Here is a 23,482-nt window from a genome sequence, read left to right on the forward strand (position 1 = left end):
TGAAGATTAGCCGTTTTTCATCCTGTATTAATGGTATATTAAAATAGTAAGTTATGACATCAGATAAAAAGGAAAGATACCATTTGAAATACGATATTATTGTAATAGGCGGCGGCTCTGCAGGTCTGATGGCCAGTGTAGCTGCCAGCGAAGACGGTGCCAGCGTACTGCTGGTGGATAAAGGCAACAAATTGGGACGCAAGCTGGGGATTTCCGGCGGCGGTCGCTGCAATGTAACCAATGCCAAAGAAATTGACGAGCTGATCAAATACATTCCCGGTAATGGACGATTTCTGCACAGTGCTCTCGCCAAATTCAGCAATACGGATATTATGCGTTTCTTTGAAGATATGGGTATTGCCCTCAAGGAAGAAGATAATGGGCGTATGTTCCCGGTTACGGACAAAGCCAAAACGGTTGTGGATGCACTGGTAAATCGGGTGCGCGCCCAGGGCGTGGATATCCGGGTGAACAGTCCAGTAGCAGAAGTATTATACGAAGATGGACAGGTATACGGTATACGTCTGCGCTCCGGCGAAGTCATCCGCAGCCGTGCAGTGATTATTGCCGTAGGCGGCAAATCTGTTCCCCAGACCGGCTCCGAAGGAGACGGCTATCCATGGGCGGAACAGGCGGGTCATACTATTACCGAGCTGTATCCGACCGAGGTGCCAATCACCTCACCGGAATCCTTTATCCAGAGCAAGGAACTGCAGGGATTGTCCCTGCGTGATATCAGCCTGACGGTATGGAATCCCAAAGGTAAAAAGCTGGTCACCCATGATGGCGACATGCTGTTTACCCACTTTGGTATTTCCGGCCCGGCGGCTCTGCGATGCAGCCAGTATGTCGTCAAAGCACTCAAAAAGTTCCCGGTCACTTCGGTACAGATTACTCTGGATATTTTCCCGGACAAGACAGCCGATGACATCTACCGGGAGACCCTGCAGATCGCTGAACAGGAATCCAAAAAAGCCATCAAAAATGTGCTCAAAGGTTATATTCCCGAGCGGCTGATCCCGCTCATTCTGCAGCGCGCGGGTCTGCCCGAAGATCTGACTTATCATAATATTCCAAGACAGCAATGGATGGACATGGCTCGCCTGATCAAGCAGTTCCCGATTGCAGCCAATGGTACACTGTCACTCAAGGAAGCCTTTGTAACCGGCGGCGGTGTGAATCTCAAGGAAATCAATCCGCAGACGATGGAATCCAAAATGACGCAGGGACTGTATTTCTGTGGAGAAGTGCTGGATATTCACGGTTATACCGGCGGTTACAATATTACCGCCGCTTTTACAACCGGGCATACAGCCGGTCAAAGTGCGGCTGCATCGCTGCAATATCAGAAATAATCTTTTCATGCGCAACTGGTACGGTAGTTGATCAGTGAATGCCTGTATAACTCCTCTATGACTCCTGTACCGGCTGCCCTATCCTTATACACACCGCCAATCGGAATTTGATTATCGGGCAAACGAAAGGCAGGTAAGCATTCTTATGAACGAGCCGCAGACTCCCTGGATAAACCGTCTTCCTTCTATAGAAGAATGTCGTCGTATATTCAGGTCGATCGCCATGCTGGATGCCGTTTTGATACCGGAATGGGAGTATCGTTATTACTCCTTTAATTCGGTATGGGCAGAAGGTGAAGAAATGGCATCTATGCGTGACGGGGAAGGCAGTCATTATTTTGCGCTGTTCACCCGTGACGGACTGATGATCAAAGGATATGACGCCGAACAAGCTGCTTCGGGTCTCATGTTGTCAAAAGCCCAATCTGTAGATCCCCTGCCCGCTGCTGTTGTTGAGTTTTTGCAGGAACCGGCATTTATGGGTGAACAGACGACGTTCTGTCTCTGGTACCTGTATAGTGAGAATCGCTGGTTATCTGATCAAGCTTATACCGAGCAGCAGTGTTCACTGCTGCAGGCATTATGGGGAGGAGCATCGTATTATCGTGAGTGGGCATCAGATTACACCGAGACCGAAGTTCATCCGGAAGCGGTACACCAGATTTTTGCCGGAGAGCCGCTGACATCTGCTCTGATAGCACAGCTGAATCCAGAACTGGAATTCGGCGATCTGGAAGAAGATATCGAAGAAATTGATTATCCGGCGACAGCTGATTAGTTCATCGGCAATACGCGAATCCGGTATAAATACCGGCTGTTTTACTTCCCCCGATCACGCAGGGAAAACAGGCTGAATTCTGCCTGAATGACAAAGTGCAGTATCCGTTTATGGTTCATCACAAAGCCCTTTGCATAAGATAGGCAAAGGGCTTTTGCTGTTGGCTGTATAACGGCTGGTCACCCTACCTTTTTCAGGCAGGAAATCTGCTGTGTTCCTACTGTATTTCGGAATCTTACCTAGTCAGCATTTTACCTAGTCAGCAGCATGCTATCCCAGCCACCCATACGCTCCATGCTGTTCATTCAGATAACGGATCAGCGCTTCGGTATAATCGGTCTGGATTATATTGAATCCCCGCTGCTGGTGCCACTGCCAGCCTTGCTCGGGATCGATCAGTGACGCTCCATCGGTATGTCCTCCACATAGTGAATCCCACATCGTATTCACCCACAGCCGGCAATCCTGATCGATAATGGTCTGCAGTACCATCGGATGGATCAGAGCGCTGTCTTCTTTATCAAAGCAGATCTCCACCGCCTGCGGACGTACCTGTTCAAACAGCTGCTCCAGATGGTGTACTAGCGATTCGTTGGATGAATCGAGAATATGCATATATAGCGGCGGTTTTATTTTATCCTGCAAAAAATATCGCACCTCTTCCGGAGAGGCGCTGCTTTTGAACAGGGCATGATCCACCGTATCGGTACGCAGCAGTGCTGCATAGACTTCTTCGCGAAACTCCCAGCATTTATCCAGATTAAGCATCGCTTTGCCGCGAATCAGGATCAGCGCTTCTTCCAGAGTAGGGATTGTATAATTGGTCAGCGGCTGGCAAGGGCCGCCCTGATACTGACGCAAACGAAGACTTCGCAGCTCGGCAATCGTCATATCGGCTATCCGGCCTGTACCCTCTGTCATCCGGTCTACAGTCTCATCGTGCAGCAGCACCAGAGCACCATCGGATGTACGATGTACATCAATCTCGATCATATCTGCCCCGGCTACAATTGAATACTGAATCGCTGCCAGCGAATTTTCGGGTGCCTGCTTCCAGTTACCACGGTGTGCAGCGACCATCATCCGTCCACGGCTGTCGAGAAAACTGGCCATAATCTCTTCAATTACAGGTCTATACTCTTCACGCCAGATCGTCACGGAATCATCTCTCATCGCATTTAGTCTCCGGTTCATATATTCACTCATATCCTTAAAGGTAATTGTTGGCAAATGACTTTCTATTACTCTACCGCTCCAGCGTTAACGGGAATGGATATTTGTGCAATCTCTATGTAAAAGCTTCAAAACAGTTACCAACAGTCTATGCACAAATTAGGACTAGATATCAACTGCTTACCCCCAAGTTATCAACATGTTATACACAGCCTGAGGATAGATTTCAGTAAATTCCTGCCATTCTATACACAGGCAAATATAATTATGCAGATCGTTAAAAGAGCAAATACTTGATTTTCGCCGTTTTTTATAAATACCTTGCATATTTTGAGTAAAATATTCATAAAAAACACCTCTTCATCAAAAGTGTTTATTTATACACAACGTTATCCACAAATTCTATCCACTTATCCACAAAAAGTACACAGATTGGAATCCAGCTATTTCCAGTTTTTTATCTTATAATTGTAAAAAAATAGTTATCCACACCCTCTACTTACGCTTTTGCGTTCTCTCAGTCTCTCTACATAAATGCAATTTAAGATTTAAATTTAATATTTAAAATGCCCGGCATTGTGACAAATCACATATTCTTCTAATTTAAATGGATATAAGATAAAACTAGATTAACGTTCCGCTTTTATCACTTTAACCAATAGATTCTATAGAACTCATCATCAGAAAGGGTGACTGTATTATGATTAATATGTCTCTGAACAATACCGAACAATCCATGCATCTATACCGTGTTTTCGCCAAGGCCTTCAAAAGTTTAAGTGAACATGCTGTCGCCGGAAGCAAAATCGAAGGCTTCAACTCTACTGCCTTTTCCGTCATGGAAGTATTATATTTCAAAGGTGCACAGCCTATTCAACAAATCGGAGCCAAACTGCTGCTGCAGAGCGGCAATGTAACCTATGTTATCGACAAATTAGAGCATGGCGGACTTCTGCGCCGACATCCATGCCCTACCGATCGTCGTGTAATCTATGCCGAACTGACCGATCGCGGACGCAATATGATGGATGAAATCTATCCCAAATATGAAGAGCGTCTCAGCTATGCGCTGGGTGGTTTGAATATGCAAGAAAAGGAACAGCTGATCTATTTGCTCAAAAAACTGGGTATGGAAGCTGAGCGTCTGTCCCCTGCTGCGCGTAAGTAAGCATTTACGCAACACTTCAGGATATCCAAAAAAGCCATTTCTGTTTCACTAGCCGTCATACAGGCCGGGAAACGGAAATGGCTTTTTATATTAGCGAGATGACGAATAGGTATCTTCAATCAATCGTCCTTGTTCCAGCGTAAGCTTACGAACTTCAGGCGCTGCGAACAACTCCGGCTCATGAGTCACAATCAGCAGAGCAGCTCCTTGACTCACCGCTCTGCGGCATAAATAGAGCAGACGGTCTATGGTAAAGTAATCGGCTGCCGAACCCGGTTCGTCAAGGATGTACAGCGGACGTGGCAGTAAGAACTGGCATACTGCTGCCAGCAGACGCTTCTGCCCTCCACCGAGGCTGTACGGCGAATCATCACGCCGCTCCAGCAATCCTGCAAATCTCAGCATGTCTTCCGCTTCCTTCTCGTATAAATCGGGCAACCTATCGCGTGGACGCAGATTCAGATGTGCGCGGATCCCATAGACACACTCCTCCCAGACGGTGGCAGCTACCCATTGATGATCCGGATGCTGGAATACATAACCGGTATCTGCAGCCCGGTCGTAGATGGATTGCCGGGCTGTATCCTTACCATTACGATAAATACTTTGTACCGGCGGCTGCAATAGACCTGACAGCAGACGGGTTAATGTAGTTTTGCCAGAGCCGTTGACACCGCAGAGCAGTACCATTTCTCCCGGATACAGAGCAAATTGTACATTGGCCAATGCCGGACGAAGAGCGCTAGAATAGCTGTACGTCAGATCGCGAACCTCTACGACAGGCTGTCCAGATACAGAAGGTACAGCCGCATTCCCCTCCGAACGGCGTAATTCACTCTTATCTTCCTGCATTCCGGCAGAAGCAATAGAAGCAGATAGATCGGTTGCCTCATGTACATAAGTATCTGCATACGTGTCTGTATTGGCGTGTTCATCAGCTGGTTGTATAGCAGCCTTTTGGTCAGCAGCCTGGTTAATATCGGGCGGCAAAATATACAGTTGCTCCAATCGTTCACGATGATGTAGCAGCAGTTCAGCAGGTGTTCCTTCCAGAACGATACGTCCTTTGGTTAAAATGACGACCCGACTGCACTTCATAACCGTCTCGTCCCAGCGAGCAGATGCAGTGATTAGCGTCCCTCCGGTCCTATGCCAGTGTTCAATAATATGCAGCAGATCCTGTTTGCCCGCCGGATCGAGACTCGCGGCAGGCTCGTCCAGAATAAGCAGTTGCGGCTGCAGTGACATGACGGATGCCAGTGCGGTACGCTGACGCTGTCCACCCGACAGCTGGTGTATATATTCATGACGAATCGGTTGCAGATTCAGGGCTTCTGTCCATTGATCGATGCGGCGGCCGATTTCCTCTGCCGGAATACGCAGATTCTCCGGTCCAAATGCAATCTCGTCTTCTACCGTACCTACTACCAGCTCGGCATCCGGGTCCTGTCCCAGCGAACCCATATGGCTCGCCAGCAGACCCGGCTCTGCCGAACCCGGGTCCATATCATCAATACGTACATTACCTTTACGCTGTCCACCGGCAATCCTGGGCAGCTGGCCGTTCATTATCCGGCAAAGTGTCGATTTGCCACTGCCGCTAGCGCCGATAATCGTCAGCCATTCTCCTGCCTGAACATCCAGTGAAATCTGTTCCAGCGTAGGAGAATCACTATCTTCATAAGCATAGGATACTCCGCTCAGCTGCACGAACGGAATAGGTTTTGTAGGCATTTTAGCGTTCTCTCGAGAAGGCTGCGAATCGGCGCAGCAGCCCTGTTTTGCCAATCGCTTTGCCAAAAATGACCGTCAGCATTCCGCACAGAATTACGCCACTGGCGATACGTACGATCATGGCGATGCCCAGTACAGTTATCCCCCATTTGGAATAACCAAACATCTGGATTGCCACCAGGAACCAGATTGGTACCATTGCTCCACCGACGAGCATCATTACACCCATCGACCAGCGGCGATAGCGCAGCAGTCCGAAGATCAATTCCGCAACCACCATATAACAGAACGCCGCCGCCAAAGCCGAAGCAATTCCGTAGGATGTACCAACAAAGCATTGTACCAGTGCACCCAGTGCATAGGTAATTACAGCTGTACCCGGCTTGCGGATAATATAGTAGGCCAGCAGTCCGTAGATCATATACAGACCGGTAATACTGGACGTCATAATCGGACCACCGATACTGCTAAGCAGTTGATTCACCCCGGACAGGTACATGGTCATCACCGCATTGGCAGTAGCCAACAGCGCCATAAGCACAATCTCCATGGTGGTAAACGACTGCAGCGTCTTATTTACACTGCGATTCATTACATTACTCATATCTAGACTTCGCTCCTCAAATCCACATTGTTAACTACAATTAATAATTTAGGTTAACAATAACAATAAGTCAATTTTTTATTTGTTATTTTGATCACATGAATTCCCCTTGTCACTATAATCAGCAACCTTTATCCCTATTTTACAAGATGATATACAACATTATCGTGATCGCTATGCTACCGCTCATCCAATATAGCGCCGATGATGGCAGAACAAAAGAATGATAAAAGGTACGGTCCGGGTAGGCTCCGAATCCTTTGGCTTCCATGGCACCTGCAATATGCTGAATACGGCGAATCGAACCGGTAAACACTGCTCCCATATAGTCTTTGGTTTGCAGCAGTGCGGCCCATCCACGGGCTTTGCGCTGACCACGCAAACGACGAGCCGCCAGTGCCAGCCGGGCTTCCTCGCGCAGCAGGGGCAAAAAGGTCAATGCAAGTGCCAGTCCATAAGCAAACCGATAAGGAACTTTTAATTTCAGCACCAACGCGCCTACCAGTTCACGGTAATCGGTCGTTACAGATAGCGCTATCGAAGTCAGACACAGAATAAAAATACGCAGCGTCATCACCGCGCCATATTCCAGTCCTCCGGAAGTCAGCTGCAGTGCGCCCCATTGCCACCAGATATCCCCTTCTCTGACCGACAGCATGGACAATCCAAAGTACGGAATACCTATCGCAGCCAGCAGCCTGATCAGTGGTCCACTCACCAGCTGACCGGAACCTATAGCTATGGCAATCCACACTACTGCGAATAACAGCAGCTGCGGCAGTGCATGTTCAATATGGACAGCCAGCACCGAGATGCACAGCAGCATAACCAACTTGGTCAATGGATCGATCCTGTAGAGAAATCCACGGGACTCCGGTTTGTTTTTCGTTACACTCATGTATTTCTATCCATCCTTTCTCTCCACACCACATCCGCCACTTTATCCAGCAAGCGGAACATTCATATATTGACGAAAAACAACTGCCGAGTCAATCCCCTGCATACACTCCTGGTGCTGCCAGTTTCCATTCATCAAAAAGAGCGTACCCCGTAATGCATTACGGGATACGCTCTTTTTGCGAAAGGAGATGGCGAACCTATAGGTAGCCAGCAATCAGACGACGACAGACGATTTCTGTTCCGAGCGAGTACGTTCAGGGAGGTTGCCGCTCTGATGAGAGACCACTTCACTGCACAGCATCGAAAGCCGTTTGCGAATTTCCTTGAGTTCTCCGATACCTGTACCGGTGATCATGTATTCCTCACCGTTGGCAGTCAGCATATTCTCGGTAGTGAGATGTTCCAGTTCCTGCTTCACTTCGCGATCCCCTACACGATAGCCATGACTCTCCAGAATCGGCTGCATATCGTTGATCGTCAGTTTATGCTGAGTAGCCTGGTGCAGCATATGAATTCGAATAAAAAGATTTTGTACCTCCGCGTGCATATACTCTTCTCTCCTTCCAGTGATGTGTTAAGTATGAAGGCCGTGTATCCATTCCTGGCTAAGAGTTCGTTCAAACAGGGATATAGCCGCGGCAGATCGAGCCTTTTCTGTCCTTAAGGTATTCATGCTGTACTTACCCCTGCCGCCCGTCCGGTAAACATATTCAGCAACCTTTATTCCAAATTTTACCTTACAAGCTTAAACGACCATTTTGCGATAGACTACACCGTATCTTCATTTGCAAAAAGACCTGTGAGCTGTATACTATCCCTATGCGCTGTTCTGCGATCATTTCTACAGATGCAGCCATCATGTATACAGTCTGTCGGGCTGTAAATTTCATATCGAAAAGGTGAATCCCATGTTTGAAAATATAGCGTATTCCGGTTCACGTGAAGAACAGTACAGTATGGCACTCAGCCAGCTCAAAGGCCTTATTCACGATGAACCCAATCGTATTGCCAATCTGTCCAATGCTTCTGCACTGCTGAAGCAGTTCCTGACCGATACCAACTGGGCAGGCTTTTATCTGTATGACGGCAAAGAATTGGTACTTGGTCCATTCCAGGGTCTGCCGGCTTGTATTCGCATTCCGCTGGGCAAAGGGGTATGCGGTACATCCGCAGCCGAGCGCCGTACCATGCTTGTTGCAGACGTACATGAATTCCCGGGACATATCGCCTGTGATGCCGCATCCAACAGCGAGATTGTAGTTCCACTGGTCAAAGACGACGAGCTGATTGGCGTGATCGATATCGACAGCCCGCTCAAATCCCGTTTTGATGAACAAGATCAAAAGTTCCTGGAAGAGTTTGCCGAGATCCTCGTTCAGTCCTTCTGATTAAATATTGTGCAGATAACAGACAGTCCGGTTCATATTTCGATGAATCGGGCTGTTTTTATATCCAGTTTCTCGCTTTCGCTTCCATTTTTCCCAGTCCGTTGTCAGCTGATGCCATACTTGCGCAAATTTTATTTTGTATTTTTATCATCTATAATGAAAATATGGCATTTTATTTTACATAATATCAGGAGGGAATAAACCGTATGTCAAAAATAATGACCCGTTCCGAAGTCCCTGTCTCCTCAACCTGGAATATAAGTGATCTTTATGCAACAGAATCTGACTGGGAAAAAGATCTGCGTGCTCTGCAGCAGCTTGCCGAAGATATTCAATCTTACAAAGGGCGCCTGGGTGAATCAGCGCGGACGTTATACGAATGTCTGGAACAAGAAGAATCCTTGATGCAAAAAGCGATGAAAACTGCCAATTACGCAGGTCTTCAGCAATCCGAGGACGGAACCAATCCTGCCAATATTGCCCGTGCTGCCCGTTCCGGCGATGTACTATCCGCTGTCTATGCCCGTCTGACCTGGATTGATTCCGAAATCCTTGATCTGCCCGAAGGCATTATTAATCAATATGTCGCTGAATACCCGGCACTCGGCGTATATGAACGAAGCCTGAATCTGCTGCTGGACACGCGTCCGCACCGTCTGTCACCCGATGTAGAAGCAACACTGGCGTCGCTGGGCGAAGTGACCGGTGCGCCTTACCGGATCTATCTGCGCAGCAAGCTTGCAGATATGACATTTGACGATGCTGCCGATCAGCAGGGACAGGTGCAGCCCGTTTCTTTCCGGCTGTATGAGAATGCTTATGAAGTATCGCCGGATACAGAACTGCGGCGCAGTTCTTTTGCTTCCTTTACCAAGACCTTGCGTCAGTATCGCAATACGATCGCCGAGACCTATGCCACCGAAGTCAAAAAGCAGATCGTAATGTCCCGTCTGCGCGGCTATGAATCAGTCACCGATATGCTGCTCCAGCCCCAGCAGGTCACACGCGATATGTACAATAATATCCACAATGTGCTGCTCCAGGAGTTGGCACCGCATATGCAGCGGCTTGCCCGACTCAAACAGCGCGTGCTGGGACTGGATCGTATGACATTTTGTGATCTCAAAGCGCCGCTGGACCCGGACTATAATCCATCTGTATCTTTTGCAGAGGCAGCAGATACGGTCAAGGAAGCCCTTCAGATCATGGGACCGGAATACATGGATATTATGGAAGAAGCATTCTCTTCCCGCTGGATCGACTATGCAGATAATGCCGGTAAATCAACCGGTGCCTTCTGCGCCTCCATCTATGGGGAGCACTCCTATATTCTGATGGCATGGGCAGACAATATGCGCAATGCATTTACGCTGGCACATGAACTGGGACATGCCGGACACCTGACTCTGGCTGCACGCAATCAGCGCCTGTCCAACTATCGTCCATCACTCTATTGTATCGAAGCTCCTTCTACCATGAATGAACTGCTGCTGGCAGATCACCTTATGAAGAGTTCACAGGACAAGCAGCTGCGCCGCTGGGTTATTTTGCAGCTGCTGAGCACGTATTACCATAACTTTGTCACCCATCTGCTGGAAGCCGAGCTTCAGCGTCGGGTATACGATGCCGCTATGCACGGACAGGCAATTACGGCAGACTGGCTGTCTGCTACCAAAGGCGAAGTACTGTCCGGCTTCTGGGGAGACACCGTCGAGATTGATGAAGGTGCCCGCCTGACCTGGATGCGTCAGCCTCATTATTACATGGGACTCTATCCATATACGTATGCTGCCGGATTGACCGCTTCGACAGCAGCCATGCAGCGTATTCGTGAAGAAGGACAACCCGCTGTAGATCGCTGGCTCACTGCACTCAAAGCAGGCGGATCACTGCCTCCACTGGAACTGATGCAGTTGGCTGGTGTAGATATGTCCGGTCCCGAGCCTATTTCCACGGCTGCTGATTATGTGGGTTCCCTGATCAGTGAACTGGAATCACTGTACGAGTAATTCGCACGATTCATAAGTAGTCATATCGCTCTGTTGATTGCCGACTACACACAGACGTGCTGCTTTAATAACTATCCTGAAAACTGATGATTTGATTACCTCTATAGCTGCATTATGGTCAATTCGGCTATCGAGGTGTCAGTCATCAGTTTTTTTGTTATACTCTCCTATTTTTTTATTCTTTTATCCATTGCTTATTTTCACTTTTTGTCTCTAAATAAAGATTTTTTCGAAAAAGGGGTTGATTTATGAAAAATGTGTAGTATCATTAAAAAAGTAAGTAACAAACATTTACATATAATCGAGGAGGATTAATCAATATGTCTACTGAATTTATGAAAGCTCTTGAGAACCGCCGCTCTATCTATGTGATCAGCAAAGAATCCACTATCGAAGACAGCAAAATCCAACAAATCGTTGAAGAAGCTGTTAAATATACACCATCTTCCTTCAACTCCCAAAGTGCACGTGTTGTTGTACTGCTGGGCGAACAGCATGATCGTCTGTGGGATATTACGACCGAGACACTGCGCGGTATCGTGAACAACGAAGAGGTATTCCAATCCACTGCCGACAAAATGAACATGTTCAAAAACGGCTACGGAACTGTACTGTTCTTCGAAGATACCGACATTATCGCTAACCTGCAAAACCAATTCGAAGCTTATCGTGATAACTTCCCGCTGTGGGGACAACAAGCTAACGGCATGCTCCAACTGGTGATCTGGACAGCTCTGGAAGCAGAGGGTCTGGGTGCTACATTGCAGCATTACAACCCAATTATTGATGAAGAAGTAAAATCCACGTGGAACATCCCTGCTCAATGGCAAATGGTTGCACAAATGCCTTTCGGTAAACCAGCTGCTCCTGCTGGCGAGAAAACCTACCAGCCTGTTGAAGAACGCGTAAAATTCTTCAAATAAGATAAAGTTAAATCAATCTTTCAATATTAGCTTCCTATAAATAAGCATACAAAAGCACCTGCTCTCTTCTGAAGGCAGGTGCTTTTGTATGCTTTTCTTCTATATTATCAAGTATCCGGTAGGGCCATTTCGTTTCTATAAATAGATCCTTATCTGTCCCCTTGCCCGGTTCACTGTCTAGATTGCATAGATATCGAATCTGTAGCACTCTATATTTTAGTGAATACTCAATCTCCTACTGTACTGCCATCCTGATACTGGGTACGAATACGCAGTACATTGCCGTCTTTGTCCAGATCCAGACGTACGGTTGTACCTTCCAGCTTTTCATTATCCGGATCTTTTTGTGCTTCATATTGAGCGGATTTGGTATAAGTCATCTCTTTTTCACCTTGCTTGATAACTACCTGTGTATCGGTCTGGGATACATACATACCGACGATATCCTGTTGGGAGTTATCCGCATTGTCTGCTTTGTCAGCAGGCTGGGCAACAGTGATGCTGCCATCTTGCGCACTCAGGGTTACACTAATCTGCTGACCCGGAAGGTCTGTAGATGGCGGCAAAGCAGATGCTGGCTCATACGAGTTACTTTTCGGAATGATCAGCTGTTTGCCGTTCACATCCAGCGTCATGGTATCTTCATTCTCCGCTACATACTTACCAACTACATTATAGTCTGAGTCGGGATTGCTTTTGTTGGGATCGGAAGAATACTGACGATAATCGGTTTCCGTAGTCTGCGGATTCGAGTTATCCTGTCCGGTATCATCCGGTTTGGACTCCGATGCACTCTGTGCGGCAGAAGTCGGATCATTACTTTTACTTCCCTGTGTATCGCTGCAGCCTGCTAGTACGCCGGATAGCAGCAGCGCAGCAGCTGCGCTCATTGTTAAAGACTTCATCATCTTGGCAAGCCCCTCTCTGTAATCTCCGTTACGGGATCAATTTACACACTCACATGTTCCTTTACCCCAAATCCGGGTAGTTCCAAACCTTAATTACAAGGGCTGCATCGTCTGAGACAGTCCAAAAGCTGCGGCCAACTGTTCAATAGCGCGCATCCGGTTATGAAATCCGTACATAAGCGGCAGCAGCAATACTTCTTGCACTGCATAATCTGCTGCCAACTCCTCGATGCCTTCTCGTACGCTATCTGCTGTACCTACAATCATCCGGCGACGATTACGGGCAATAACTTCCAGATCCTTGGTCGAGTAATCATGCGACTGAGTAGTTGCCGGAGACGGAAAAAAGGGTAGGCGCTGCCCTTTATTCTCCGACATTAGCAACCAGTAATCCCAGCTGCGTGTCAGCTGCTCAGCTTCCTCCTCTGTATCTGCAACCGTAACGAAAATACCCACCATCCCTCGGGGCGCCGACAAAGCAGTAGAAGAACGAAAATCAGCCTGGTACTGCTGCATTGCAGCACGTCCAACAGATGATGCATTTATAAAATGGGCAAAAGCCAATCCGGTTCCATGAGCTGCCGCCAGTTCAGCTCCTCCGCGGCCGGTCCCCAGCATCCACAGCTCGGGCTGCGTATCAATCACCGGCGTTGCTTTGAGACCTGGAAAGCGATGATCTGCAGGTTCCTCGTCATTCAGATAGCGAATCAGATCGATTAGCTGCTGTTCATAAGGAACCGTTTCGGTACGACCTTCATTCAGAGCCTTTTTGCCGATCCGTCCCGCACCAGCTGCTCTGCCGGCTCCGAGATCAATTCGTCCCGGATGCAGCGCCTCCAGCATACGGAAATTCTCTGCGATTTTGTAGGCACTATAATTAGGCAGCATCACTCCGCCCGAGCCAATACGAATATGTTCTGTCTGATTCGCCAGATACATCATCAACAGCTCCGGATTACTGCCAGCAAGCGGCGGCAGATAATGATGTTCCGATACCCAGAAACGGTGATAGCCCAGCCGATCTGCAGCACGTGCCAACTCAGCCGTTTGCTGCAGTTCCATCCGGTCATTGCTTCCTTCGTCTACAGGAGAGTAGTCCAATATTGATAGTGAAATCATACATGATTCCTCCTTTTCCAACAGCAATGTCCATTATTTTCCATGTTTCGCAATATCGAATATGTGTTACATTCCCATAGGCGTATAGATTCCTAAATACAGTTATTATTTTTTACGATTCCTAAAATATTATCAGCAACTAATTCTATATAATCGTGTATAATGAATCAAATGCGTTTTACATAAAAAACCAGCAGAGAAATATTCAACCTTTCCATGCTGCAGGGGGGCTTTTTTTCACCGTCATCTATTGCTAAATTCATATAAAAAAGGAGCTACTCATGAATATATTTAAGAAAGTAAGTATGTTATTTCTTACTTTAACCATTTTGCTGCCCGGTTTGTTTGGATTTCACTCTGCCTATGCTGCGGATGCAGGTACTACTTCAGATTCGGCAGTAACTGCTGCACCATCAGATACAGGAACAACTGTACAGTCTGACACGTATGGGCAACCAGGCGGAGGCACTGATAATCCCCCTGGCACATCTACGCCACCTACTGGAGATACGGGTACCCAACCTCCGGTTACTCCCGAGGTTCCTGCAGCTGATACATATCAGAACATTATTACCCGGATATTTCTGACCGATGCCAATATGAATGAAATTGATGGTCAGGTCAATCCCGATACGCAGATCGATCCGGATGCACCAGTCTATCTGAATTATGAGTGGGCATTGCCGGATAACGGCTCTTTCCACAGCGGATCTACTTTTGAATTCGATCTGCCATCCGCTTTTCAATTATACAATGATATCAATAATGTCCCTCTGCAGTTCGAAGACGGAACAGTAGGCAGCTTCAGCGCTACACGCAGTGGACATGTCACTATGACATTTAATGATACGATTGAACAATACTCGAATATTCACGGAACGATGCAGTTCCGCACTGCATTCAGCCAGGAGATAACCCATGGCAGCACCGAGGTACAGATCCCGGTACCGCTTAATGGGGATTCCAATTTTATTCTGGTCTATTTCAAACCTGACAAAGGCACATCGATCAGCAAACGTGGACAGGCACTGGATCAGGATCATATTCAGTGGACAATCGATGTGAATACGACCAAGGAAAAAGTCGAAAATGCTGTAATCACCGATCCTATTGCTGCAGGAATGTCTCTGGATACAAGTTCGGTTCAGGTACACGAACTGAATGTCAATGTCGATGGAACAACGACCCGTGGACAACAGCTGACTTCCGGTTACCAGTTGGAAGCAGATAGCAGCAGCTTCAAGCTGACCTTTAACCCGGTAATCCGTTCTGCCTATCGCATTACTTATGTGACCGATCTTACGACAGACACACAGAGCAAGTTCACTAATACGGCATCTTTTGCCAGCAACAAAGGTACACTGACTGCCAAAGCAGAAGTTTCTGTAGAACAAAAGTTTCTGACCAAAAAAGTAGAAAACTATGACGAGCAGACCGGTATTATCTCATGGTCGATCGGCTATAATCTGAACAGCCGCTCTATTCCGCAGGACCAAGCCGTACTACAGGATCGTTTTAATGCCAGCCAGAAGCTGGTCGCTGATTCGATCAGAGTCTACAATACCAATACGAACAGTCTTCTGACAGAAGGTCAGGATTATACGATTACACCGTTTGCCATCAAGAGCGGTCGTACCGGATTCGATCTAAAGTTCCAATATGCTATCGATTCTCCCTACACGATCAAGTACCAGACCCAACCTGTTAATCGTGTAGACAATGATGAGAAAGTAACCAATACCGTCACTTCGGGCGGAGCAAGCGGAAGTGCCTCCCAGGTGATCAAAAATGTCGTCTTTACCAAAAAGTTGGTGGATGCCAACTATATTCGCAAAGAAGCAACATGGATGCTGAGCCTTAATCGTGATGGCTATCCAATGTCCAATGTAATCATCAATGATACTTTCCCAAATGGCGGGCTGGAATTCCAACCGGATTCTCTGCAGATTCTAAATTCGGACGGTAGTGAATATCCTGCCTCCGACTATAAAGTGAGCAGCGAGAATGGAAGATCCGGTTTCAAAATTACGTTTAATGAAGATATTACCGCTCCATTGACGATCACTTATCGTACTCTGTTCGATGTCGAATGGAAAACAAACAAGACTGACACTTCCTTTTTGAACCGGGCGCAGCTGTCCTGGATCGAAAATGGAAAAACGCGGACAGACGATGCAGAAGCACGCTTCTGGCCGGATAGCATGACTCTCAACAACGGTTCCAAAGATGGTTCGTACAATGCCACCACCAAGCAAATCACCTGGAATATCAAAGCCAATTACAGCAGCCGTCAGCTGACCAATGCTTATATTGAAGATATGCTGGAGCCAGGTCAAACCTATGTACCAGGTTCACTGCAGGTGAATCATATGAACCTGCTTGGTGTCTGGAACAGTGTAACCCGCGGCAAAACAGTCGCTCCATCCGAATACAAGACCGTACTCCCTGCCGCAGGTGAAGATGGCGGCAAGCTGCAGGTACAATTCAATCAGCCGATCAATTCGCCGTATTGGATTACTTTTAAGACAACAGTAGAGAATCATATAGTGAAGCCAACGATTCGCAACAATGCGGTGCTGCACAGTGATCAGGCTGTCTATCCATGGGCTGCAGCGGTTAGTATTCCCAAAGGTGGAGAATATGTATCCAAGACCGGTACACAGGATGGCGACAAAATCTACTGGACTGTCTATATCAACCGTGGACAATCCTATGTAGAAAATGCACGCATTATCGATCAACCGACGCCTAACCAGATTTTGCTGACCGACTCCTTTAATCTGTACTCGGCCACTGTCGCGAGTAACGGTGGATTAGCCAAAGGACCCAAACTGGTACGTGGTACCGATTATAAATTAGCTATTACTTCAGGCAGTCCGGAGAAGTTCGAATTGTCCTTCCTGAAGCCGATCCGATCCGCCATGATTCTGGAATACTCTTCCATGATCACAGCAGAAGACAGAGAACAGATTGGTAATACCGTACAATTTGCCGGAGATGGAATTACATCCGGCACAATAGATACAACCAAAGAAATTACGGTACGTACTTCTTCGGCTTCCGGTACGGGAACAGGCGTAGTCGGCAACCTTATCGTAAGCAAGGTTGATAAAGACGATCCTACATTACCGCTGGAAGGCGCAACCTTTGTATTACAGGATGCTGCCAAAGCCAGACCTGCTATTAAGTTGACGACTGACCCGCAGGGACGTGCTCTGTTTACCCGATTGCTATACGGCAAGTATACGCTTCAGGAGACAAGTGCTCCTGCCGGTTATACACTGGATTCCACTGTACACACAGTGACGATTAATTCCAGTATCAAGCAGTCCAATAATGCGGTATTCCTGACATTAACGAATACCAAGCAGCCGACAGTACCTCCGGGTACACCTGATAATCCAGGTACACCAGACAATCCAGGTAATCCTGGTAATCCAGGAACACCGACAGATAATAAGCCGGATAAAGACAAACCAGGAACACCGTCCAATCCGCCAGGAGGTACAACTCCACCAGGTGGTACGACACCATCAGGCGGTTCACCGGTAACAGAACCGACGATTCCGGTTGCCGATGAGCCAACACCATCGGGTACGGTTGATCCAACACCTTCCAATCCGTCTGTTCTGCCGGAGACATCACCTCCGGTACCAGGTAACCCTGCTGAACCGGATATGCCAATTCCGGATGAACCTGTACCAAGTGGTACGGTTCCACCAGTACCTGCCCAACAACCGGATATCCCGGTTAATGATGAGCCGGTACCAAAAGGAACAACGCCACCTGTGCGTACTCCATCCCAGCAGCAGCCAATGCTGCCGCAAACAGGAGAATCGAGCCGTATGCCATTCTGGCTGACCGGTGCAGCCCTCCTTGTAATGGGTGTTGTACTTCACCAGGTACAGTCTGCACGCAGACGTTCTGAAGGACGCGGCGGTTCAGGAAAATAAACAAATAGTATTTTAAATAAAAGCACCTGTTGTTTGTTCGATGAATGGATATCATCGCATACAGACAACAGGTGCTTTTTATTGTGAATTCGTATCGGAAGCAGATGAGGAGCTTGTGCATTCCGCCTACTCATTGCTTAATAGCAAACTACACTACGATATAAGGCTAGATTTTCAGCATGTAACTAAGATCGGAAGCCGGAGTCGGATACGCATACAGTACTTCCCGCATCTGATCGATCGTCAGGTTGAGCCGGATCGCTATGGCAAAGTAATTAAGCATCTCATCCGCTTCACCACTTAATATATGTGCTCCGAGAATCTTTCGTGTAGACGTATCAATAATAATTTTGGCCATGGCTGTTGGTTCATTGGTCCGCTTGTACGTATACCAGGTGGACGTATCAAATGTATTGACTGTAACATGATCACCCAGCTTGCGGGCTTCCTCCTCACTTATGCCGATCGCACCCAATTTGGGAATAGTAAAAGCGATGCTCGGCATTTCCCGATAATCCGGTTTGCGTGTATTGCCGTTAAGCAGATTATGGGTAGCCACCTGCGATTCCAGACTGGCAAGCGGTGTAAGCGGCAGTCCGGGAGAGTCCGTACAATCTCCTGCAGCATACACGATAGGATTGCTGACACTCTGCATGTAGTCATTGACACGAACGCCTTTTTTACTGAATTCCACCTTACCTTGTTCCAGCTGAATATCCATAATATTCGGCATTCTTCCAGCACCGTGGACGACCAGTCCGCATTCCAGACGTAGTTCCTGATCTTGCTGGCTGGCCTGTATGAGATAGCGTGGCTGATTGTTCGCTCTATCAGCTGTCCGGGACTCTGCATTAGCTGGTGATGAATTGGATTCTGTTCCCTCTTCCAACTGTTCAATAGACTGCAGCGATGTGTTCAGATGGATATGAATACCAATATCACGGCTTCGCTGCATCAGTTCCTTCACCAGCTCCGGATCGAATCCTTTGAGCGGCTGCTCATCCTTATGCAGAATATGTACTTCTGCACCTGCACGGGCAGCAATATGGGCAAATTCAAAGGAAATATATCCGCCACCTACGAATACAAGTGGAGAGGGCAGCTGCTCCAGATTCAGAAAATCATCACTGTTCGCCAGATACTGCTCTCCTGTGACTGACAGAGGGGCTGGCTTGGCACCGGTAGCGATCAGAATATGTTTGCCAGTCAGACGATGACCATCTACTTCTATGGTGTCTTCACTGACGAACCGGGCATGACCATGAAAAGTATGAATACCTGCATCCTTCAATTTCTTTTCGTGGGCACCCGGGATATAGTCCGTAAATGTATGCTTGAAAGCCATAAGATCCGGCCAGTTGATCCGGACACTATCTTCTAGCCCTTTACCAACCATTCGCTCGGTATGATCGACGAGCTCGGCAGCTCCAACCAGTACCTTTTTGGGATCGCATCCGCGCAGGGCACAGGTACCTCCGTACTCCCTTGAATCTATAATCGCAACTTCCCAGTTTTGTTCACGACATGCCTGAGCGGTAGCTGCGCCTGCACTGCCGGTACCGATTACAACAAGATCAAAAGTCTGTTCCATGGATTATCGCCTCATTTATATGAATTCAAGTCACTGGTTAAAGTCACTCTCTTATTCTTTTAAACTTCAAATGACAGCCGCAATCGGCTGCACCTACTTTGCAGGGTCACGCAACAACTGATTCGGCAGTCATATGAATCGGTTATGCCTGTTCGAACAACATATGCGACTATTCAACCAATTTTGCGAATATCCGATCTATTCTGTCATAATATTGAATTTCTTACCTTTTCAGTCTTTCTTTTTATTGACGTAACGTGTTAAATTGTAAAAATAATCTAATAAATACATAATAGAGGGGTTACTTACATGAAGAACAAATTACTACTGACTCTGATGCTCGCAGCATTAGTCACCGCTTCCTCCGCACTGCCTGCCAGCATGACATATGCTGCTACAGACGATGCACCTGACGGCAGCTATACAATGGATCTTACTACCGATACCGATGCAGCGGATAATACAGCAACCGCTGAAGAGAGCGCAGATACCGACACCTATGGAGATGAAGACATCTGGGCTAACGCTGATCCTGTATTGGTGGAAGAAGCATCATCCTTCCTGGATTATTCCGATCAAATGGAGCCTCTCTTCTCCTATGAGACCAAAGCATGGGATGCCTATAATATTAATGAATATGTGAAAAGCTCCAACCGCAAACAGGAATACAAACTGATGACCTATACAGTCGTACCCAACTACACCAAATTCGTATCCGGCATCAAACTGATCAAACCCAAAAATAGCGAACTGGCCAAAATTCATGCCAAATATGTAAAAGGTGCCTATCTGGAACTCGAAGGATTCGTACTGTACAAAAAATATGTATCCAGTGCCAGACTCGATGATGCCATCCTCAACAAGTCCAAAGCCAAACTGAAAGCCGGCGGCAAACTGATCGACCAGTTCAATAACGAGATCGACAAATACATTACCAAATTCGACGCGCTGCAATAATTCTCTGTATTTTATAATATCCTACTCATATACCAAGGAGCGAATAAAATGTTCACCAAAAAAATGTTATTTGTGCTGGCTTTTTCCTTATTGCTGACCAGTACCAGCCTGTTCTCTACCGGCGCTGTCTATGCTGCAGACGACTCGGCTTCCAACAGTTCCGTCTCTACGGAAGATACTACCAGTGAGGATCTCAGCGATGATCTGGCCGAAGATTATGCCGATCTCGACCCGGCACTCGCAGCAGAAGCTACCCAGCTGCTGGACTATCTGGATCAGCTCAAAACGATTGCTTCCTATGAAGACAAAGCGGTAGATACCTATAACTCTTTCCGTTATGTTACATCGTCAAATCGTAAAAAAACTTATGCAGCCATGAACAATACTGTAGTTCCTAACTACACCAAATTTGTTGTCGGTCTCAAGCAGATCAAACCCGAGACACCTGAACTTGCCAAAATTCATGATCAGTATGTCAAAGCCGCTTCCCTGCAGCTGCAGGCGCTAACTTTGTTCAAGAAATATGTATCCACTCCCCAGCTCAAAGTAGCTACTCTCAAACAGGCTAACCTGAAGGTCGATGCAGGTATCAAAATGTTGAAAGTATACCGGGATAACATGGATGATTATTTGGACAAATTTGAATAATAGGCTATCATGATGAACATCTAACAGCATAATATGTTGCCCAATAAAAAGCCCGGATCATGCTCCTCCTGTAAAGGAACAGCTGATCCGGGCTTTTTGCTTTGTAATATTGGAGATTGGTTAGGATGAAGACCGTACAGTATTAATACCTTGTCTTACTACATTTCCATCTGTGACAGAATCATAACAGCGGCACCTACAGATACAGCATTTTCCTGTAAAATCCCTCTGGAAAAGACCGGTTGCAGGCGTTCTTCTCCATAGATCTGTTTTTTCGCAACAGCGATAGCCGTATCATAGTAACCCGGGTCCGCATTGATCAGCGCACCGCCCAGAATAACCTTTTCCGGCTGCAGGGTATTGATCAGATTAGCGAGTCCGATACCCATATAACCGGCTGATTGGTTAAACAACTCCCTCAGAACGGTATTGCCGCTTCGCAGTGCATCGACCAGCGTATCAAAATGGATCTGTTCCGGCAGTAGAGGCTGTCCATCTTTGCTGAATTCCAGTCCTATCCGGCTCCGCTGACGTACCTGCTGCTCCAATGCCTGAATAGATACATAAGCTTCCAGTGCACCGTAATTGCCCTGCTCCTGCAGCCGCGCACCGCCAGCCTGTACAACCATCTGTCCGACAGCACCCTCTTTGTCCATCGCTCCGCGTACCAGCTGGCCGGAGGACAGAATTGCCGAGCGAATTCCTGCTCCGGCATTAACGTACAGCATATGCTGTATATTGCTCTCGCGCATTGCCCAGTGTTCTCCGATCAATGCTGTGTTCGCTCCATTATCCAGCGTAGCCGCAAGACCAGTACGTTCAGTCAGCATCCTGCAGATATTTACATTCTGCCAGCCTGCAGCCGGGAAATAGGCTGGATTCAGGATCGTTCCCCGCTCATGATCCAGCGGGCCGACGGCTCCAATGCCGATTCCCATAATGCGCTGACGGCTTAGATGCCGCTCCGCCAGTGCTTCCTGAATACGGGCTGCTACATAATCGGCCAGCACTGCCGGTTCCATCTGTTCATCCATCTGCCAGCGATGGGTATATAATGCGTTCATCCGCAGATCATATAATCCGAGCACCGAATAAATACGTGAAATATCCAATCCGAAAATATACCGATGACCGGTGTTCATCCGGTATAATGTCGGTCTTCGGCCGCCTGTAGACGGACCAAGGCCGGATTCCACAATCCATCCTTCATGCAGAAGTTCATCCAGCGTCCTATTCAGACTGCTGCTCGTAATATCGATATCCTTCATCAATTCAAGCTTGTAAACATCATCCTGAACGGCTATCCGATCATACACCTGCCGTTTTAACGTTCGGGCTGTAATCTGATACACAATCATTCATTCTCCCGTCCATGGTAACATTGGCTGCACGCAGCACCTGATTCTATTGTATCGTCCGAACTGACGAATAACCACCCGTATCCTGTAAAGACGGATCAGCGAATCATTATAGATATTCCATTTCGTTCTAAATAGATGGCAGATCTTCCATTTTCTTTCCAATCTGCCGATAAGAATATAGAACACAACTATACATAGATTCAAAGGAGATAAAAATGAAAAAATATCGTCTACTTGCAGGAATACTCAGTACTGTACTGCTATTCTCTGCCATGTTTACCTTACCATCCCTGGCTGGAGCAGAATCCGAAGCAGATTCTTCATCAGTCCCGGCTATTACGTACGAAGACATCCTAAATCATCCTGAGCTGCAGACAGAGTTAAAACAGTATTTGAGCGATTATCGTGAACTGGTAGAACCGGATATGCTGGATGCTTATGATGATTATGTATACTATCTGATCACCAGTACAAAACACCGGAAGTATGAGGCTTTGGCTATTAAAGCTTACGAAAAATGCCGGGTGGACTCGGTAAAGACGCGTGTGCAATCCTACAACGGTATGACCCGGACTGTTATCCCCAATTATCAGAAATTTATTGATTTGATGAAAACAATAAAGCCTGCTGAACCTCAAATCAGTAAACTTCATCAACAGTTTATCAAGGGTGCTACTCTACAGCTAGAAGGCTTTAAGTTACTGCAAAAATATTTCAGTCAGGCGAAACGTAATGACTCTCTTTTTTATAAAGCTAACGATAAGATTCGTTCAGGCAAGCATATACTTGATAAATACAACGCAGCAATGCTAAATTATGTAGCCCAGTTCTAAGCTTCGTTCTTCTTTTTACAATAACGATTAGTTTCGTTCAGGCTTTTGTAGCAATTTGATGCTGCAAAAGCCTTTTTGTA

Annotated in this window: 19 protein-coding genes; 10 read left to right on the forward strand and 9 right to left on the reverse strand. The window is 47.1% G+C overall.

Going from position 1 to position 23,482, the window contains the following annotated elements; translation table 11 throughout:
• The first annotated feature begins 83 nt into the window (after nucleotides 1–83).
• Nucleotides 84–1,355 (forward strand): BaiN/RdsA family NAD(P)/FAD-dependent oxidoreductase, encoded by a 1,272-nt coding sequence (locus tag WH46_RS03905; protein ID WP_046225802.1) that lies wholly within the window; start codon nucleotides 84–86, stop codon nucleotides 1,353–1,355.
• A 145-nt stretch (nucleotides 1,356–1,500) separates the two neighbouring features.
• Nucleotides 1,501–2,133, forward strand: a complete 633-nt coding sequence (locus WH46_RS03910; RefSeq protein ID WP_046225803.1) for a hypothetical protein — start codon at nucleotides 1,501–1,503, stop codon at nucleotides 2,131–2,133.
• Nucleotides 2,134–2,403: 270 nt separating this feature from the next.
• On the opposite strand, the gene WH46_RS03915 is transcribed toward WH46_RS03910, so the two are convergent.
• A complete protein-coding gene (locus tag WH46_RS03915; RefSeq protein WP_052714108.1) occupies nucleotides 2,404–3,306 on the reverse strand; it encodes a glycerophosphodiester phosphodiesterase family protein in 903 nt (300 codons plus the stop codon).
• Nucleotides 3,307–4,006: 700 nt separating this feature from the next.
• On the opposite strand from WH46_RS03915, the gene WH46_RS03920 reads away from it, so the two are divergent.
• Complete coding sequence (locus tag WH46_RS03920) at nucleotides 4,007–4,474, forward strand: MarR family winged helix-turn-helix transcriptional regulator (protein ID WP_017812625.1); 468 nt, start codon at nucleotides 4,007–4,009, stop codon at nucleotides 4,472–4,474.
• Between the two features lie 90 nt (nucleotides 4,475–4,564).
• Here the strand turns inward: WH46_RS03920 and WH46_RS03925 are convergent, their stop codons facing one another.
• The 4 genes from WH46_RS03925 to WH46_RS03940 form a co-directional block, all read right to left on the reverse strand.
• Entirely contained in the window at nucleotides 4,565–6,208 is a 1,644-nt protein-coding gene (locus WH46_RS03925; RefSeq protein ID WP_046225804.1) for an ABC transporter ATP-binding protein, read from the reverse strand.
• A 1-nt stretch (nucleotide 6,209) separates the two neighbouring features.
• Nucleotides 6,210–6,812: an ECF transporter S component gene (locus WH46_RS03930; protein WP_156172217.1), complete on the reverse strand. Its 603-nt coding sequence runs from the start codon at nucleotides 6,810–6,812 to the stop codon at nucleotides 6,210–6,212.
• A gap of 142 nt (nucleotides 6,813–6,954) precedes the next feature.
• Complete coding sequence (locus WH46_RS03935; protein ID WP_046225805.1) at nucleotides 6,955–7,710, reverse strand: energy-coupling factor transporter transmembrane component T family protein; 756 nt, start codon at nucleotides 7,708–7,710, stop codon at nucleotides 6,955–6,957.
• 216 nt (nucleotides 7,711–7,926) lie between these two features.
• Nucleotides 7,927–8,259 (reverse strand): hypothetical protein, encoded by a 333-nt coding sequence (locus WH46_RS03940; RefSeq protein ID WP_017812621.1) that lies wholly within the window; start codon nucleotides 8,257–8,259, stop codon nucleotides 7,927–7,929.
• Nucleotides 8,260–8,620: 361 nt separating this feature from the next.
• Between WH46_RS03940 and WH46_RS03945 the strand changes: the two genes are divergently transcribed.
• The 3 genes from WH46_RS03945 (at nucleotide 8,621) to WH46_RS03955 (ending at nucleotide 12,032) form a co-directional block, all read left to right on the forward strand.
• The gene (locus WH46_RS03945) at nucleotides 8,621–9,100 is read left to right on the forward strand and encodes a GAF domain-containing protein (protein ID WP_046225806.1); all 480 of its coding nucleotides are present in this window, start codon (nucleotides 8,621–8,623) and stop codon (nucleotides 9,098–9,100) included.
• A gap of 206 nt (nucleotides 9,101–9,306) precedes the next feature.
• A complete protein-coding gene (gene pepF / locus WH46_RS03950) occupies nucleotides 9,307–11,109 on the forward strand; it encodes an oligoendopeptidase F (RefSeq protein WP_046225807.1) in 1,803 nt (600 codons plus the stop codon).
• Between the two features lie 320 nt (nucleotides 11,110–11,429).
• Nucleotides 11,430–12,032, forward strand: coding sequence for a nitroreductase family protein (locus WH46_RS03955; protein ID WP_017812618.1), 603 nt, complete (start codon nucleotides 11,430–11,432; stop codon nucleotides 12,030–12,032).
• A gap of 227 nt (nucleotides 12,033–12,259) precedes the next feature.
• Here WH46_RS03955 and WH46_RS03960 read toward each other — a convergent pair whose 3' ends face one another.
• Together WH46_RS03960 and WH46_RS03965 are read right to left on the reverse strand one after the other, a co-directional pair.
• A complete protein-coding gene (locus WH46_RS03960; protein ID WP_046225808.1) occupies nucleotides 12,260–12,940 on the reverse strand; it encodes a hypothetical protein in 681 nt (226 codons plus the stop codon).
• A 93-nt stretch (nucleotides 12,941–13,033) separates the two neighbouring features.
• On the reverse strand, nucleotides 13,034–14,059 hold the full coding sequence (locus WH46_RS03965; RefSeq protein WP_046225809.1) for an LLM class flavin-dependent oxidoreductase: 1,026 nt from the start codon (nucleotides 14,057–14,059) through the stop codon (nucleotides 13,034–13,036).
• A gap of 281 nt (nucleotides 14,060–14,340) precedes the next feature.
• On the opposite strand from WH46_RS03965, the gene WH46_RS03970 reads away from it, so the two are divergent.
• Nucleotides 14,341–18,012, forward strand: a complete 3,672-nt coding sequence (locus tag WH46_RS03970; RefSeq protein WP_052714109.1) for a collagen binding domain-containing protein — start codon at nucleotides 14,341–14,343, stop codon at nucleotides 18,010–18,012.
• Nucleotides 18,013–18,178: 166 nt separating this feature from the next.
• Here the strand turns inward: WH46_RS03970 and WH46_RS03975 are convergent, their stop codons facing one another.
• Nucleotides 18,179–19,603 (reverse strand): dihydrolipoyl dehydrogenase family protein, encoded by a 1,425-nt coding sequence (locus WH46_RS03975; RefSeq protein ID WP_046225810.1) that lies wholly within the window; start codon nucleotides 19,601–19,603, stop codon nucleotides 18,179–18,181.
• 309 nt (nucleotides 19,604–19,912) lie between these two features.
• Between WH46_RS03975 and WH46_RS03980 the strand changes: the two genes are divergently transcribed.
• Entirely contained in the window at nucleotides 19,913–20,560 is a 648-nt protein-coding gene (locus WH46_RS03980) for a hypothetical protein (RefSeq protein WP_046225811.1), read from the forward strand.
• 48 nt (nucleotides 20,561–20,608) lie between these two features.
• Entirely contained in the window at nucleotides 20,609–21,208 is a 600-nt protein-coding gene (locus tag WH46_RS03985; RefSeq protein WP_046225812.1) for a hypothetical protein, read from the forward strand.
• A gap of 158 nt (nucleotides 21,209–21,366) precedes the next feature.
• On the opposite strand, the gene WH46_RS03990 is transcribed toward WH46_RS03985, so the two are convergent.
• Nucleotides 21,367–22,566 (reverse strand): ROK family protein, encoded by a 1,200-nt coding sequence (locus tag WH46_RS03990; RefSeq protein ID WP_046225813.1) that lies wholly within the window; start codon nucleotides 22,564–22,566, stop codon nucleotides 21,367–21,369.
• Nucleotides 22,567–22,784: 218 nt separating this feature from the next.
• Between WH46_RS03990 and WH46_RS03995 the strand changes: the two genes are divergently transcribed.
• On the forward strand, nucleotides 22,785–23,402 hold the full coding sequence (locus WH46_RS03995; protein ID WP_046225814.1) for a hypothetical protein: 618 nt from the start codon (nucleotides 22,785–22,787) through the stop codon (nucleotides 23,400–23,402).
• Nucleotides 23,403–23,482: the final 80 nt, after the last annotated feature.

The sequence above is a fragment of the Paenibacillus dauci genome (assembly GCF_000971985.1).
GTDB classification, from domain to species: domain Bacteria; phylum Bacillota; class Bacilli; order Paenibacillales; family Paenibacillaceae; genus Saccharibacillus; species Saccharibacillus dauci.

Bases quoted from the DNA above. Each gene is read 5' to 3' on its own strand.
- WH46_RS03970 (WP_052714109.1), top strand. From the start codon at position 14,341: ATGAATATATTTAAGAAAGTAAGTATGTTATTTCTTACTTTAACCATT.
- WH46_RS03925 (WP_046225804.1), bottom strand. From the start codon at position 6,208: ATGCCTACAAAACCTATTCCGTTCGTGCAGCTGAGCGGAGTATCCTAT.
- pepF (WP_046225807.1), top strand. From the start codon at position 9,307: ATGTCAAAAATAATGACCCGTTCCGAAGTCCCTGTCTCCTCAACCTGG.
- WH46_RS03960 (WP_046225808.1), bottom strand. From the start codon at position 12,940: ATGATGAAGTCTTTAACAATGAGCGCAGCTGCTGCGCTGCTGCTATCC.
- WH46_RS03915 (WP_052714108.1), bottom strand. From the start codon at position 3,306: ATGAGAGATGATTCCGTGACGATCTGGCGTGAAGAGTATAGACCTGTA.
- WH46_RS03955 (WP_017812618.1), top strand. From the start codon at position 11,430: ATGTCTACTGAATTTATGAAAGCTCTTGAGAACCGCCGCTCTATCTAT.
- WH46_RS03975 (WP_046225810.1), bottom strand. From the start codon at position 19,603: ATGGAACAGACTTTTGATCTTGTTGTAATCGGTACCGGCAGTGCAGGC.
- WH46_RS03930 (WP_156172217.1), bottom strand. From the start codon at position 6,812: ATGAGTAATGTAATGAATCGCAGTGTAAATAAGACGCTGCAGTCGTTT.
- WH46_RS03985 (WP_046225812.1), top strand. From the start codon at position 20,609: ATGTTCACCAAAAAAATGTTATTTGTGCTGGCTTTTTCCTTATTGCTG.
- WH46_RS03945 (WP_046225806.1), top strand. From the start codon at position 8,621: ATGTTTGAAAATATAGCGTATTCCGGTTCACGTGAAGAACAGTACAGT.
- WH46_RS03940 (WP_017812621.1), bottom strand. From the start codon at position 8,259: ATGCACGCGGAGGTACAAAATCTTTTTATTCGAATTCATATGCTGCAC.
- WH46_RS03965 (WP_046225809.1), bottom strand. From the start codon at position 14,059: ATGATTTCACTATCAATATTGGACTACTCTCCTGTAGACGAAGGAAGC.
- WH46_RS03995 (WP_046225814.1), top strand. From the start codon at position 22,785: ATGAAAAAATATCGTCTACTTGCAGGAATACTCAGTACTGTACTGCTA.
- WH46_RS03980 (WP_046225811.1), top strand. From the start codon at position 19,913: ATGAAGAACAAATTACTACTGACTCTGATGCTCGCAGCATTAGTCACC.
- WH46_RS03920 (WP_017812625.1), top strand. From the start codon at position 4,007: ATGATTAATATGTCTCTGAACAATACCGAACAATCCATGCATCTATAC.
- WH46_RS03935 (WP_046225805.1), bottom strand. From the start codon at position 7,710: ATGAGTGTAACGAAAAACAAACCGGAGTCCCGTGGATTTCTCTACAGG.
- WH46_RS03910 (WP_046225803.1), top strand. From the start codon at position 1,501: ATGAACGAGCCGCAGACTCCCTGGATAAACCGTCTTCCTTCTATAGAA.
- WH46_RS03990 (WP_046225813.1), bottom strand. From the start codon at position 22,566: ATGATTGTGTATCAGATTACAGCCCGAACGTTAAAACGGCAGGTGTAT.